At 37.1% G+C, this 14,136-nt stretch carries 15 protein-coding genes; 3 read left to right on the top strand and 12 right to left on the bottom strand.

All coding sequences use genetic code 11. The features are described 5' to 3' along the window. Positions 1-13 precede the first annotated feature (13 nt). On the top strand, positions 14-1,555 hold the full coding sequence (locus NHG49_RS06465) for a SagB family peptide dehydrogenase (protein WP_088048342.1): 1,542 nt from the start codon (positions 14-16) through the stop codon (positions 1,553-1,555). A gap of 30 nt (positions 1,556-1,585) precedes the next feature. On the opposite strand, the gene NHG49_RS06460 is transcribed toward NHG49_RS06465, so the two are convergent. From NHG49_RS06460 to NHG49_RS06450, 3 genes are all read right to left on the bottom strand, one after another. Further along, positions 1,586-1,996: a DUF3908 family protein gene (locus NHG49_RS06460; RefSeq protein ID WP_000996806.1), complete on the bottom strand. Its 411-nt coding sequence runs from the start codon at positions 1,994-1,996 to the stop codon at positions 1,586-1,588. 295 nt (positions 1,997-2,291) lie between these two features. Beyond that, positions 2,292-2,780, bottom strand: a complete 489-nt coding sequence (locus tag NHG49_RS06455; RefSeq protein WP_098101831.1) for a GNAT family N-acetyltransferase — start codon at positions 2,778-2,780, stop codon at positions 2,292-2,294. Between the two features lie 100 nt (positions 2,781-2,880). Beyond that, on the bottom strand, positions 2,881-4,215 hold the full coding sequence (locus NHG49_RS06450; RefSeq protein WP_064476774.1) for an FAD-dependent oxidoreductase: 1,335 nt from the start codon (positions 4,213-4,215) through the stop codon (positions 2,881-2,883). 199 nt (positions 4,216-4,414) lie between these two features. On the opposite strand from NHG49_RS06450, the gene NHG49_RS06445 reads away from it, so the two are divergent. Beyond that, a complete protein-coding gene (locus tag NHG49_RS06445; protein WP_064476775.1) occupies positions 4,415-4,846 on the top strand; it encodes a hypothetical protein in 432 nt (143 codons plus the stop codon). A gap of 45 nt (positions 4,847-4,891) precedes the next feature. Here the strand turns inward: NHG49_RS06445 and NHG49_RS06440 are convergent, their stop codons facing one another. Then, on the bottom strand, positions 4,892-6,127 hold the full coding sequence (locus NHG49_RS06440; RefSeq protein ID WP_088048339.1) for a TcaA 3rd/4th domain-containing protein: 1,236 nt from the start codon (positions 6,125-6,127) through the stop codon (positions 4,892-4,894). Positions 6,128-6,146: 19 nt separating this feature from the next. Then, positions 6,147-6,932 carry a zinc ribbon domain-containing protein gene (locus NHG49_RS06435; RefSeq protein ID WP_064476777.1) on the bottom strand — a complete coding sequence of 262 codons (786 nt, stop codon included), beginning with the start codon at positions 6,930-6,932 and terminating at the stop codon, positions 6,147-6,149. 196 nt (positions 6,933-7,128) lie between these two features. Here NHG49_RS06435 and NHG49_RS06430 point away from each other — a divergent pair, with 196 nt between their 5' ends. Next, positions 7,129-7,962 (top strand): hypothetical protein, encoded by an 834-nt coding sequence (locus NHG49_RS06430; protein ID WP_088048338.1) that lies wholly within the window; start codon positions 7,129-7,131, stop codon positions 7,960-7,962. A gap of 14 nt (positions 7,963-7,976) precedes the next feature. Here the strand turns inward: NHG49_RS06430 and NHG49_RS06425 are convergent, their stop codons facing one another. The 7 genes from NHG49_RS06425 to trpC all read right to left on the bottom strand — a co-directional run bounded on the left by NHG49_RS06425 (position 7,977) and on the right by trpC (position 14,136). Further along, entirely contained in the window at positions 7,977-8,660 is a 684-nt protein-coding gene (locus NHG49_RS06425; protein ID WP_064476779.1) for a DUF2278 family protein, read from the bottom strand. Positions 8,661-8,750: 90 nt separating this feature from the next. Further along, positions 8,751-10,250, bottom strand: coding sequence for an L-lactate permease (locus NHG49_RS06420; RefSeq protein WP_088048337.1), 1,500 nt, complete (start codon positions 10,248-10,250; stop codon positions 8,751-8,753). Between the two features lie 109 nt (positions 10,251-10,359). Continuing rightward, positions 10,360-10,719, bottom strand: coding sequence for a DUF4029 domain-containing protein (locus NHG49_RS06415; protein WP_088048336.1), 360 nt, complete (start codon positions 10,717-10,719; stop codon positions 10,360-10,362). Between the two features lie 74 nt (positions 10,720-10,793). Further along, positions 10,794-11,570, bottom strand: coding sequence for a tryptophan synthase subunit alpha (gene trpA / locus NHG49_RS06410; RefSeq protein ID WP_048561487.1), 777 nt, complete (start codon positions 11,568-11,570; stop codon positions 10,794-10,796). A gap of 3 nt (positions 11,571-11,573) precedes the next feature. After that, the gene (trpB, locus tag NHG49_RS06405; protein ID WP_064476782.1) at positions 11,574-12,767 is read right to left on the bottom strand and encodes a tryptophan synthase subunit beta; all 1,194 of its coding nucleotides are present in this window, start codon (positions 12,765-12,767) and stop codon (positions 11,574-11,576) included. Next, complete coding sequence (locus NHG49_RS06400) at positions 12,764-13,378, bottom strand: phosphoribosylanthranilate isomerase (protein WP_064476783.1); 615 nt, start codon at positions 13,376-13,378, stop codon at positions 12,764-12,766. Before NHG49_RS06400 ends, trpB begins: the two co-directional genes overlap by 4 nt. Beyond that, positions 13,375-14,136: an indole-3-glycerol phosphate synthase TrpC gene (gene trpC, locus NHG49_RS06395; protein WP_064476784.1), complete on the bottom strand. Its 762-nt coding sequence runs from the start codon at positions 14,134-14,136 to the stop codon at positions 13,375-13,377. The genes NHG49_RS06400 and trpC overlap by 4 nt, the downstream gene beginning before the upstream one ends.

The raw sequence follows: 14,136 nt of genomic DNA, 5'->3' as shown, positions 1-14,136 counted from the left end.
AGGAGGGGATTCTATGCAGCTGGATACTTTTTTACATCATCTCCATTTTTCTATCGATGAAATTATGCCGAATCATGAAGTGGACTGGGCAGATGCACCACTTCCTTATAAATTATATCGAAATGTACCTGTCATCCCTCTCTCTTTAGAAATTTCATTATCTTTACCTAACTCTTCTACTACACCTACTTTAAAGAAGATTGGTCATTACCTTGGGTACTCATTCGGTTTAACTCAGTTATGTCAGCTAAATAGCGAAAAAATTTTATTCCGAAGATCTATCCCTTCAGGTGGTGCTTTATATCCGAATGAATTGTATATATATTTAAAGATTGACGATTATCCAGACGGCATTTACCATTACGATGCCGCGCATCACCGGCTTGTTTTACTTCGTGAAGGAAATTTCGATTCTTATCTTTCGGAAGCACTTGGCAACCGTTGTAACATACAGTCTTGTTTTGGCGCTGCATTCGTATCCACTATGTTTTGGAAAAACTTCTTTAAATACAATAATTTTTCGTACCGGCTTCAAGGCTTAGATAGCGGTGTTCTCATCGGACAATTACTTGCATGTGCCAAACAATTTGGCTACACAAATGGCGTATATTTTCAGTTTTTAGACCGCGCAATCAATCATTTACTCGGACTGCCAGAAGGCGAAGAAAGCGTGTATGCTGTTGTTCCTTTAAGTACAGAACCGCAAACTGGTTGGTTTCACAATGATTACCATGAAAATAAAACAGTTACTTCTCATGAGTTGTTGCAACAAATTCCGCCGTTAGCACACGAACATTTCGTTCGATCAAAGCAAGTAGATAAACATCCTATGATAACCAAAATAAATGAAGCTTCTATGATCGAATCGACAGCACACTTCCACACACTACATCATGAAGAGCACTATCAACATCATGCGCACGCTGTACAGTTGCCGCAAGTAGAACGGTTATCGTATGATTTCTTACAACTTTGTAAAGAACGGTATTCCCCTGATGCTGACTTTACTTTCACGAAATGGGATGCAGCCGAGCTCGCTACTTTACTACAAGAAGCGAGCCTCTCCTTCCCTTATTACAACGACCTTGATGGTCAGTATGTAAATGAAAATGCGCGCGTCTCCTTATATGGATGTTTTTATAACGTAAAAAATATAGAAAACGGTGCTTACGCTTATAACAGTAAAACGCATTCCATACAACCACTTCGATATGGAGACCTTCGTTATCCCCTTCAATCTAGTATGACGATGGATAACGTGAATCTTTTTCAAGTACCGCTTTGCCTACATGTAGTCGGAAAGAAAGATTACTATACACGTGCATTAGGCTATAGAGGGTACCGTATTCACCAAATGGAAGCTGGCATACTCGTCCATAAACTCGTTTTCGCCGCAACCGCGATGGGGATGGGCGGTCATCCATTACTAAGTTTTGATACAAATTCATGTGATCAGTTATACGGGATAGATACTGGAAATGAAACGTCTCTTATTCAAATTCCTGTTGGGGCGTATCGAGCGCGGAATTGGTTAAAAGGGGATTTGCGTAATTAGAAGCACGCCGGTGGACGGCGTGCTTTTTTACTAGATTAATTTAAAAATACTCTTAATTTGTCTAGCAAATAACCAATTTTTCGTACCGTAGTTATCATTTAAACTATCTAAATTAATAGATTGTCCGTTAGCAAACTTTAATTCTAACGTTGTATTTTTGTCATTTGTTTTTAAATTACTATTTGTAATGGCATCATACTTTAATTTTTCAATCTCAATATATTCGTCTTTTTCTTGTCCGATCACGACATGGTCTTGGAAGAAGAAAAATACTTCTACTTTTTTACCGAAACAAAATACATTTTTCGTATAAATTAATGTCGCGTTATCAAGTCCGACACATACTTCTTTCATTTCTTCCACAACATGTCCAAAGTCTTCTTCATGTCTTGTATTTGATTCAACAATCCATTCTTCGATTGTTTTCATATTAATTGCCATACTGCGCCCCCTGGTTCGTTCAATGCTTTATTAAAAAATAAATACTATATGAAAATATAAGCGATAAGTACTATGTTTTCAAGGGTGAACGGTATATTCAAAATAAAGTGAAACTTTAATCAATAGGGGTCTTCATCCCCACTGATTATTAGTTGAACCAATCGGGCTTTTACGGGCAGTTGATCGCCCACCTAACTTCTTTGCTTTCGCTGGATTTTGAGGTGGGGGTCTTACTGTCCGCAAATAGCGGGATAAAGTTAAATTTCAAATTAATATAAAAGGAACACCAATTTCATTAAATTTTAAACGTGTGAACGAGGCATTCTTCATCATCAATTAACTGCTCTCTCTCATCAAATTCAATGTTCAGTTCTTTATATACTTTCTTCCAAAACGACACTGCTGGTACATTTTTTAGAAGTTCGATAACGAAATACTGCCCTCGTTTCTCTTTTAGTACATTCGCAATAACTTGTTTACCGATTCCTTTCCCCTTGTACTGATTCAATATGAAAATGTCATTTATACCAAAGTCGTTTTCCTTCTTCAAAAAAGGACGTTCCAGTAGTAATAAAAATCCTACAATCTCATTATCACTTTTAATAAAATACGGAGTGATTCCGTCATTTTCCCAAAACATGTGCAAATCTTCATATTCAAAAAATCCATTTGCCCCAATCTTTATATTAGGAGTGAATGTAGAGAGATCATGAAGATATAGTGCGTACAAATTACGTAATATTTCTTTTTCAGATTCTTGAACGGTTTGAAGTGCTACAAACATTTTTAATAATCCCCTTCCCTATATGTAACTGTTTCTCCCTCTTTATTATTCGCTAAAAAAGTTTACCTACCTTTGCAAAAAAAATAGCACTTAAAAAGTGCTATTCTGCTCGCCTTGCCGCTTGCTGAATTGGATCCCAAACGCTGTTATATGGTGGTGCGTAACTTAAGTCGACATCTTCTAAATCGTGAATGCTCATTTTATTGAAAAGCGCCATTGCAATCACATCAATCCGTTTATCTACACCTTCTTCTCCAATTACTTGTCCGCCTAATAATTGTTTCGTGTCAGAACGATATAGTAATTTCAAATAAAGTGGTTTCGCATTTGGATAATAGCCCGCCATATTTGTTGAATCTACTTTGACTGTTTTATATGGGATATGTAGCCCTTTTGCTTCTTTTTCATTTAAGCCTGTTCTTGCGAGCGTCAAATCCATAAATTTAATAATACCTGTACCTAACGTACCCTTAAATGCTCTTCGCTTATCAAGCATATTCAGTCCAGCAAGTCGCCCTTGTTTATTTGCAGTCGTTCCGAGCGGGATATGATCATGAATTTCCTTTATAACGTGGTAATGTGTTGCGCAATCACCAGCTGCATATACGTCCTGCACATTCGTTTGCATATATGTATTTACTTCGATTGCTCCTTTATGATTTGTACGTATATTTGTTCCTTCAAGAAAATCAGTATTCGGCTTCACTCCAACAGATACTAAAACAAGATCCGCTTTATACGTACCTTTATCCGTTTCAATTTGTTCCACTCTTTCGTTTCCTTTAAACGCTTTTACATTTTCATTTGTTAAAATTTCAATATGATGTTTATCTGCTTCTTTATGTATATACTCCGCCATATCTGCATCATAAATTGTACCGATATGATCATTTCTCTCAATCATTCTTACTTTCTTACCAAGTTCGACGAATGTTTCTGCCATCTCAAGTCCAATTGCACCGCCGCCAATAATCGTTACATCTTCAACTTTATTCGTCTCTAACGTTTTTAATATGCGCTCAGCATCCGGAATTGTTTTTAAAAGATGAACGCCTTGTAAATCTCGTCCTTCCCATTCCGGCATAACAGGGCGTACTCCAGTTGCAACTAGTAAACGGTCATATGGAAATTGAAAAATATCTTTCGTCTCTGTATGCTCTGCGTACACCATTTTCTTTTCCGTATCGACTTTCGTTACTTCATGACGCACTTTCGCATCAATTCCGTATTTATCACGAAACGCCTTTACATTGCGCGCGATTAATTTTTCTGTTGAAGCGATAGCACCACTAATGACATACGGTAATCCACACTGCGCGTACGAATAAATTTCACCTTTTTCTAATGTTACAACATTTGCATTTTCATCGTTTCTAACAATTTGCATAGCTGCACTCATACCAGCTGCATCTCCACCAATAATGACATAGTTCACTTTACCACTCCTTATTTTTTACATACTCTTTACGTTTTCCATATTTTATAGAAATAACACCTACTCCCATTGTAAAGAAAGAGAATTCCATCTTCAAATTTGGTGCACGAACCTATGCCTTAATAGGTAATCGTCGTGTCTTAAAAACAACATGTTTAATATGCTATAACAGTTACTATTGAAAGTAGGTGAAACATACATGTGCGCCGGCCTTCTCGCCCAGCTTCCAGAGGAACCACAAGAACCAAAAGAACCGAAACCCGCTCTCTCACTTGACCAAGAATTTTCCATTAATGCAACAATATATAGTGCCCGTGCTTGGTTATCTAACGATGATACGTTTGCGCAAGATATTTGGAAAGCTACCCAATTCGCTTCAGCATCACATGCTGGCAAGTCCATCTTTCCAGTCGGTTCTGTTAAAATTATGAACTTTTCTGATGATACAATAACCGTTACTGCCTCACCAGAATCAGATCATGCGCTCAAAATAGTCGTGCCACCCCATTCCGAGGCAGCTCTAACGTCTGGTCCTTTATCCCATATACAAGCTAGTACATCAGGAGGATCAAGCAAAGTCACATTTCTCTTTCACATCTTTTTCTCAAGGGATCCTGGTTCAGATAAATAACCATAAAAAAGGTACAGTTATGCACTGTACCTTTTTTCACGTGTTCTATTCTCTTGATTTGATGAGTTCAACATTATAAGATTCAATATCTGTTAGCTTTCCTGTAAAATACGGATTTTCTCTATACCAAGACTGTTTTGAGAAATACGCTTGCATATCTTTCGTTTGAAACATGTGTCCATGTCTTGCGTATATTTCATTTCTCGCTATTTTCAATTGTTCTTTCGATAAATATGTTAAGTCTGCACTCGTTAGTTTTCGAATATCACTATCCGGTAAGATGAAACCATTATATACATACCGAGTCGCGGAGGGAGGAGTAACATTATAAACAACTGTTTTTTCTGTACTCTTCTTGTGGAATGGAAGATTATAAGACGGAAGTGCCGTTACCGTTTCTACCTTCGTCGTCTCCCTTCCATTTTCTCCATTTCGTTCTAAATAAATCGTCGTACTTCCATCAGTTGCTACCGGTCCCCACTTAATTTCTTCTCCAGCCAGAGCTGTAACTGGCTTTTGATTCACATACAATGTTGCACCAGGTGCATTCGTTTGGACAGTAATATATTGCCCTTGCAACGTTAAATCTATCGTTACATTATTTTGACCTTGTTTTATAAGTACAACCTTTTCTTCACGTGATAGTTTTACATAGTCATTTTTATATTCTGCTTGAAACACTTGAGCCCCTGGAAGAAACGGTCCATATTGCTTCTCAAACTTTTTGTCATCAGACTTATCAATTTCTTTTCCGTTCATTTTTAAAGATGTACCTTTTTCATTTGTAAGCACCGTCGTATAATACGTCTTCGCTTTCAATTTATACCGATCAAAGATAAAGAAATACTTTCCGTCTTTCGTTAACGAAAAGTCTGCTCTTTCAATTCCATTCCCTTGTTTTTCACCTATCCTCAACTGTTCTTTCAATTCATTCAAGTAAGATGGATTTTCTTTTATATACGAAAATAGCGGCATTAGACTCTCTCTCGTTGCAATAACTGATGGATCATCTGCCGTGACGATTTCAGCTAACTTCTCCCCGTCCCTCTCTTGTACAATAGTAATCATTCGATCTACTTGTGCCGCCTGCTTATAATACGATGATCCGTACAAATACAGTCCCACAATCACTACAGCAAGTAATGTTAAGAGTGTAATGCCAAATTTTGTACCGCTGCTCATTGTCTTCTTTACTACAAGACTTTCCCTCTTCTGACCGCAGTTTTGACAAAATTGCACACCGTCTTCAAAATGAGTCCCACAATTTGTACATACATTCATCCATTCAACCACCTTTTCTTTAGAGGCCAGTTAATCCCTGAGTAATGGTTTGAATTATCGTGCTAATGTAAGACCAAAGTACAATGAATGTTGCGATTCCAATTAAAACATTTGCGATAATAAGTGTGTAAACAAGATCTAATCCGCCGTTGTCTAATTTTAATATGGCAACAGTTACACTAATCCCTATATAAGTTGTAGCTACAGATAATAATATTGGTAAGAAAAAGATTAATAGAAAACTAAAAAGAAAAGTAAGAACTAATATAGCGATAGCCGGCGTTGCTATCGTTCCCCATACGCCAAATACTTCAAGAAATGAAAAAGAAGATTTCATCATCTTACCACTTACAAAAATAATAAATCCGACAAACAAAGTTAAAATCAATAAAAAGAAAAAGACCGTTACAGCTTCTCCAAAAAATGTAAGAGTAGAAACATCTGGCACTAACGTTCTCGTAACTGCTGCCCCAGCACTCATCATTCTATAAAAAATACATGCCCCTAAAAAACAAATAAGAACAAGACTTACAATTCCATTTCGTACTTCAACCTTGCCGCTTTTCATAATCGCTGTCGGTGCTTTGAAAGCATGTTTAAAGAACTGAAAATAGCCACTTGCAAACCGCTTCGCTTGCTCTACTGTTTCATTTTGTCGAGTTTCCTTTTTTGGTGCTACGCGTGCTTGTTGCTCACCTTCTTCTTGTGCACCACTCGCTACTGCTTCCTCCGTCAACGAATGTCCACACTTTCCGCAAAATTTTGCCTCTGCTGCATTTTCCGTCTGACACGCTGGACATTTCATTCTCTCATTCCCTCCTTAAGCAGATACCATATAGGGTGTTACAAGTTCAATATATGACTTTGTACATAAAACATGACTACAAGAAAAAGATTATGAAATCCTTCTTTCAAAAGAAATATATGTGCTAGCAATCTTGAAAAATAATGCTATTATGAAACAGAACAAATAACATTTTTAACAGATTGGATGACTGGCAATGGAATTGGTAAACTCAATTTTTCAAATACTCCTTACAAGCGTAATCCAATTATTTTCTTTAATTGGCGTTATCATTGTAATTGGATTTCTATTAGGCTATTTAGAATCTCTCACACGCATGTATTGGTCGAGAGCTTTCGGAAGAAAAGGATTCCTTTTAACGGCGTGGATCGGTGTTCCTATTCATGAACTTGGACATGCCATTATGTGTGTACTATTTCGTCATAAAATTGTAGCAACGCAGTTTTTCCCAACAGATACAAGTCAAGGTGCTTTAGGCTACGTACAGCATCAATACAATCAAAAAAGTGTATATCAACGAATTGGGAACTTCTTCATTGGAATCGGTCCTATTATTTCTGGTATTACTGCACTAATCCTTTTAATGCGCTATTTCGTACCAAATTCATATTTCTTATTTAGTACCACTCTCGAAAAAACAATCGCTTCTACTTCTATTAATATAGAAATGGTTCAAAACATGCTCTTGTCGACGTTCGTATTATTGAAAAGCTTATTTACAATAAGTAATTTATTGAATCCTTCCTTTTGGCTATTTTTATTTATCGCCATTTGTATTTCTGCACATATCGCTTTAAGTAAACCAGATATTAAAGGATCAATAGACGGTGTCATCGTCATGTTTATCGTATTATTTTTATTCAACATAATCGCAGGACTATTTCAGTACGACAGTAACCAGCTAATCGGCAAAGTGATAAAGTATAATATGTACCTCATCGCATTTTCTAGTGTGGCACTACTGTTCTCTTGTCTTTCTACACTTGTTAGTTTTGGGTTTTATAAAATAAGAGGAGGGCGTTCTTTTTGAACGCCCTCCTCTCATCACTTATTGTTCTTATAATCACAATGCTCAACCGGAACACGAGCGTGCCCATCTTCATCTGTACACCATGACTGCGACTGGAAGGCAAGAAAAATACCGATCCATGATTCTTCCTTTTCGAAGTGAATGAGTATACCTCCGTCTTGCCATATACCATTATCACCTTTCCATTTCTCTACATTCCCTTGGTTCATATGAATATCGTGTATACCGTTTCCTGGTTCGAAATGGAAGTAAGAATCCGGTGTATTTTCTTCTGGCCCCCATCTTTCACCAAATGCGTAAATAATCGCTTTTTCTTCTATCGCTCGTTTTATATAACGTTCTATTTTTTCATTTAAATCATTATCAACACCTGCTTTTTCAGCAGGTAAAGGAATCATTTGTTTCGATTCAAATACATTACCTCTTACGTAGTCTAAAGCTACTTTCGGTTCATTGTTTTTTATTTCTGTAAAACCGAATGGTAATGTCGGTAAAATATTAATTGCTTCTGACCGAATATTGTCGCTCGCAAAATATAAAACTTCTGACGGATAACTTTGCGATTTGACGTTAATTGCAATACGATAATCTACTTCTGCTTCACCTTGTAAATGAACTTGATAATGAGGTGTTTTCCCTTTTCCAATCTTTGATTGTATAACTGTACCTTTTAACACGCCGTAGTTTTTTAGGGGCATACATTTCATCTCCTATTCATTTAGTAGAAGCTTTTCATATTTAAAACATTATCCAATCATAAAGAAAATCCTCCTATGTTAGGAGGATTTTTAATTTCTCAACATATACCAAACAATAACCTCTACCACTACTAGCAAAATTGCACCAAAGATCATTAACGTCGTCTTCTTTAACAATTCATTTTCACGATAAGGAATGTTACATAAATACGCCCCTAGTGTAATCCGTGACGGGCAAGCGATTGTCGCTACTGACGATGCGGTGTTTTGCAGTGTTGTGACGTATTGCCACGGAAGCGCTACGTTTTGCGCAGTTTGCATTTGTAGTTTTATAAACATCGCATTTGATCCGGCGTTACTACCTGTTAAAAAGCCACCGATTCCGCCGATAAACGGGGCAACGAAAACGAAAAACGTTCCAAATGTTTCACCAGCTGTTTTTGCCAGTAATGAATGCATGCCAGATGCACCCATTAGTTCTGAAATGGCGATAAACATCGTCGTTGTAATCGCAAAAGGAATCCATTGTTTTATCGTTTGCGAGAGTGATTGTTTAATAATATGAGATGGAATACGGAAGAAGATAATAGTAAATAAGCATGTCATACCGAGCCAAAATCCTGGTGAATATAGTAGCTCTAGCTTGTAAGAGTATGATTTCAAATCAAGAACGGCATATGATCTGAATACATCATGTAATGCTGGTACGAGGCGAGAAAGCAAAATACAAACAGTTAAGAATATATAAGGGCTAATAATTTTTATAATAGATACTTCTCTCTCCGTTGCTGCAGCATGTTCTGTTATTAAATTTTGCTCACTTTTTCCTTTTAATTTAATGATAAGAAAGCCAAATGTAATTGTAACGATAGAACTTAATATACCTGCTAGTTCAACACTTACGTATGCGTTAGAAAGATAGATTCCGAGAGAAAATAATAGAAAGAAACCGAATCCTTCTTTCCACTTTTCAATTACGGCCCGCCAGCCACCAACAACGTGTAAAGAAAGAATGACGAAATAAGCAAACATCGGAATACTTAGTAGTGCCGTATTTGCACCAAGTGTTGTAAGCGGCATATTTATTAGCTGCGAACCGATAATCGTACCAGTTGCCATTGCGCCCCACGAACTAGCTAGTAAGCCGATAAATGAAAGCAGTACAGCCTGAAACGGTTTATAGCCCAATGATAGAAAGATAGGTGCTGCAACCATGAAGCCAATTCCGAACCCACTTACTGATTCGATTAGCGGACAAATACCAAAACACATAAGGAGCATTTGTAATAAACGATCGTGCGTCACTTCTTCTAAAAAACGCGCTACTTGATCGATGTACCCCATTTTGTTCATGAGGTGAAATAAAAAAATACCGAAAAACAAAACGTACCCAACAATAAAACAAATTAACCAACCTTTAATCGTTGCGTGCACAGTTTCACTTATCCCTAGTTGAAACGTTGGCGAGAGTAAAACGATTCCAACAGACACAACGTAAGCAATTAAAGAGGATCTTAATGACGTTTGTTTAAATAAAAATAAACAAATGAAAATCATCATAATTGGGATAAGTGCCAACAATATGGCCATGTTATCATCTCTTTTCATTAAAAATACAATTTTTAACTATTATATAACAGATGTCATAATTTTCAATTGTTTTTACAACAGGTTCAAAAAAGGAGCCAAATGGCTCCTTTCACTCCCATTTTCTTTTATCCTGAAAAACGCTCTGCTGTCCGACTATTTTATCTAACAAAACAAACACAATATAAGCACATATTACTTGCAATACAACATTTCCAAATTTCATTAATTCAAATGAATGGATCCATCGAAATAATTCGTTTAATAATACAATCGAAACGATACTAAATAGTTCTATACTAATCGAAAATATACATATTTCTAAAATAGATTGCTCTTGAATGCGATTTAAGTTGGAAAAGATAAATACATATCCTATAAATAGAGCCATCAATTCTATTTTCGTCATGCTAATGAGCCAAGCGTATAGTGGTACAGTTAAAAGAAGATATAGTAGTTTTCGTCTTAGCATGCTTTCTCACCCTCTAAGTTATATGTATTTTCTGTATATTTTAACATTTATTACGTAAAACAAAAAGAAGAGACTTATGCCTCTTCTTTTTGTTTTGTTGCCTGTATTAATTCACATATTTCTTCTCGCTTTTCATTTTCTAACAGCTCAATGACTTTACTTCCAACGACTACTCCATCACATATTGTAATCATTTCTTCTACATGTTCCTTCGTTGAAATACCGAACCCTGCCACTACCGGTAAATGCGTATGTGATTTTACTTTTTCTAAGTAACTATGAATCTCACCTTTAAAGTTTTGACGTACTCCTGTTACGCCTGCTACTGTAACGGCATAGACGAATCCTTCTGATTCACTCGTAATTTTTTCGATTCGCTCAATTGGGCTCGTTACGGTAACGAGTGGAATTAGCGCAATGTTTGCCTCTCGAAGTAACGGAGCAATAATATTTTGCTCTTCATACGGTAAGTCTGGAACGATGATGCCGTCTACACCTGCTTCTATACAGTTTTCGATGAATCGTTCTTTTCCGAATGCGAGTACTGGATTTAAATATGTCATGAGTACAAACGGAATTTGCACTTCTTTCCTTACCTCTATCAATGCTTGAAAAATACCTTTTACTGTTACACCGCTATCTAGTGCTCGTTTCCCTGCTCTTTGAATCGTTGGACCGTCTGCGACTGGATCTGAAAACGGGATGCCAATTTCAACGATGCTCGCTCCTGCTTCATCTAGAAAACAAATTCTTTCTTTTAATTTTTCAAGGCCACCATCTCCGCCCATTACGTACGGAATAAATGCTTTCTTACCATTTTCAAACGCTGCTTTAATTTTTTCTACTCCCATTTTTTACACCTCTTCCATATAACGTTTTATACTCTCTACATCTTTATCCCCGCGACCAGATAAACAAATGACAAGTCCTTTGTCTTTCTTCATTTGCGGCGCTAATTTTAATGCGTATGCGACAGCATGTGAGCTTTCTAACGCCGGAATAATCCCTTCTTTTTTCGTTAATAATTGAAATGCTTCTAACGCTTCTTCGTCTGTTATTGAATGATACGAAACGCGTCCAATATCTTTTAGCAAGCTATGTTCTGGCCCAACACCTGGATAATCGAGTCCCGCTGAAATAGAATGCGCTTCTTGAATTTGTCCTTCTTCATTTTGCAGAAGGTACATCATTGATCCGTGTAAAACACCAACGCTTCCTTTCGTTAAAGTAGCTGCGTGCTTTTCTGTATGAACACCTTTCCCAGCTGCTTCTACGCCGTAAAGAGCGACTTCTTCATCGTGTAAGAACGGATAAAACATGCCCATCGCATTACTACCACCACCAATACATGCAACGACTGCCTCTGGTAATTTCCCTTCTAACGCTTCATATTGTTTTTTCGTTTCTTTCCCAATTACACTTTGGAAATCACGAACAATTTGCGGGAATGGATGTGGTCCAAGAACGGATCCCATAATGTAGTGTGTATCGTGTACATGTGAAACCCAGTAGCGAAGCGCCTCGTTTACCGCATCTTTTAATGTACCGCTACCTGCCGCTACGCTTTCTACTTTCGCTCCGAGTAATTCCATTCGGAACACATTTAATTTTTGACGTCTCACATCTTCTTCTCCCATAAAGATGACGCATTCTAATCCGAGTAGGGCACATACAGTAGCTGTTGCAACTCCGTGTTGTCCTGCTCCTGTTTCAGCGACAACTTTTTTCTTGCCCATTCGTACTGCAAGTAGTGCCTGACCGATTGTATTGTTAATTTTATGAGCTCCTGTATGGTTCAAATCTTCACGTTTTAAATAAATCTTTGCACCGCCGCAATACTTCGTCATATTTTCAGCGAAATAAAGCGGTGTTTCTCTTCCAACGTACGTTTTTAAATAATGATTTAATTCCTTTTGAAACGCTTCATCTTGCATCGCTTCTTTATACGCTTCTTCTAGTTCTAATACAGATTGCATTAACGTTTCTGGAACGTATCGTCCTCCATATATACCGTAGTGACCTTTTTCATCTGGATATGCGTAGTTCATTTGGAACACTCCTTCGCTTTTATAATAAATTGTTTTATTTTCTTTAGATCTTTCTTTCCTTCTGTCTCTACTCCGCTACTTACATCGACCATGTATGGCTGAATAGTTCGAATCGCTTCTTCTATATTAAGTGCATTTAATCCACCAGCTAATATCGTTTTCTCTCGCAACTCTTTTGGCATATGCACAAGTAGTTCCCATGAAAATTTCTTTCCATTTCCTCCGTGAAACTTTTCTTTCGGGCTATCAAACAATATATAATCCGTTTCATATGTTTGAGCATCTTTCATATCGTCCTCCGAAGTCACTCCGAGAGCTTTTATAGACGGAATATTCAATCTTCTGATTTGGTGATTATCTTCATCCCCATGTAGTTGCACATGCGTTAACCCGCATTCATCTGCAATTTTCTGTATTTCTTCTACTGATTCATTTACGAAAACACCGACCTTTAACACGTTTGCTGGAATCTCCTCAATGATTTCTTTCGCTAGCCCTGGAGTGATTTTCCGCTTACTTTCTGCAAAAACAAATCCGAGTGCATCTGCTCCGTATTCACAAGCACGCTTTGCTGTTTCAACATCAGTGATGCCGCAAATTTTCACTTTCATATGTTCACCTTACAGTCTTCGAAAAAGGTACTTATAGAAGATGATGTCATAATTGCTTCTCCAACTAATACACCTTTTGCTCCCGCTTTTTTAACACGGATAATATCTTCCTTTGAATGGATCCCGCTTTCACTAATCCAAAGTAATTTCTCCTCGTTTAATCGTTTTCCAAGCTTTTCTGTTTGGCTTAAATCAACTTCGAATGTTTTTAAATTACGGTTGTTAATACCGATAACGTGCGGATTTAATTGGATTGCAATTTCTAATTCCTGTTCATCATGAACTTCAACAATCGCTTCTAATCCTTTTTCTAGTACGTAGCTGTACAGCTCTTTTAATTTTTCTTTCGTTAACGCCGCTACGATTAGTAAAATAATATCTGCACCAGCTTCATACGCTCTATCAATTTGAATCTTATCGATTATGAAATCTTTACATAAAAGCGGAATGTTACTTTCTCTTCTTGCCGTTTGTAAATCATGAAACGATCCTTTAAAAAATTGACCGTCTGTTAAAACAGAAACTGCTCCTGCGCCGCATTCTTCATATGTTTTCACTTGTTTTCGTACATCAACGTGTAAATTAATATCTCCTTTTGATGGTGATGCTCGCTTTACTTCTGCAATGACAGTAAACTGCTGTAACGCTTCTACAAGTGAATGTGTCTTTCTAATTTCTTTTAATGGTGTATACGTTTCATATAATGCCGCAACTTCCTTTTTCTTTTGGTCTACAATTTTGTCTAAAATCGTCCCCAC

The organism is Bacillus sp. IBL03825 (assembly GCF_024712505.1).
GTDB lineage: Bacteria > Bacillota > Bacilli > Bacillales > Bacillaceae_G > Bacillus_A > Bacillus_A wiedmannii.
This window is presented reverse-complemented; position numbering and strand designations above follow the sequence as displayed.

Excerpts from the sequence above, each read along its gene's own strand:
- trpA (WP_048561487.1), bottom strand. The coding sequence starts at position 11,570 with ATGGGAGTAGAAAAAATTAAAGCAGCGTTTGAAAATGGTAAGAAAGCA.
- NHG49_RS06465 (WP_088048342.1), top strand. The coding sequence starts at position 14 with ATGCAGCTGGATACTTTTTTACATCATCTCCATTTTTCTATCGATGAA.
- NHG49_RS06400 (WP_064476783.1), bottom strand. The coding sequence starts at position 13,378 with ATGAAAGTGAAAATTTGCGGCATCACTGATGTTGAAACAGCAAAGCGT.
- NHG49_RS06425 (WP_064476779.1), bottom strand. The coding sequence starts at position 8,660 with ATGCCCCTAAAAAACTACGGCGTGTTAAAAGGTACAGTTATACAATCA.
- trpB (WP_064476782.1), bottom strand. The coding sequence starts at position 12,767 with ATGAACTACGCATATCCAGATGAAAAAGGTCACTACGGTATATATGGA.
- NHG49_RS06440 (WP_088048339.1), bottom strand. The coding sequence starts at position 6,127 with ATGAATGTATGTACAAATTGTGGGACTCATTTTGAAGACGGTGTGCAA.
- NHG49_RS06435 (WP_064476777.1), bottom strand. The coding sequence starts at position 6,932 with ATGAAATGTCCAGCGTGTCAGACGGAAAATGCAGCAGAGGCAAAATTT.
- NHG49_RS06455 (WP_098101831.1), bottom strand. The coding sequence starts at position 2,780 with ATGTTTGTAGCACTTCAAACCGTTCAAGAATCTGAAAAAGAAATATTA.
- NHG49_RS06445 (WP_064476775.1), top strand. The coding sequence starts at position 4,415 with ATGTGCGCCGGCCTTCTCGCCCAGCTTCCAGAGGAACCACAAGAACCA.
- NHG49_RS06420 (WP_088048337.1), bottom strand. The coding sequence starts at position 10,250 with ATGGCCATATTGTTGGCACTTATCCCAATTATGATGATTTTCATTTGT.
- NHG49_RS06430 (WP_088048338.1), top strand. The coding sequence starts at position 7,129 with ATGGAATTGGTAAACTCAATTTTTCAAATACTCCTTACAAGCGTAATC.
- NHG49_RS06415 (WP_088048336.1), bottom strand. The coding sequence starts at position 10,719 with ATGCTAAGACGAAAACTACTATATCTTCTTTTAACTGTACCACTATAC.
- NHG49_RS06460 (WP_000996806.1), bottom strand. The coding sequence starts at position 1,996 with ATGGCAATTAATATGAAAACAATCGAAGAATGGATTGTTGAATCAAAT.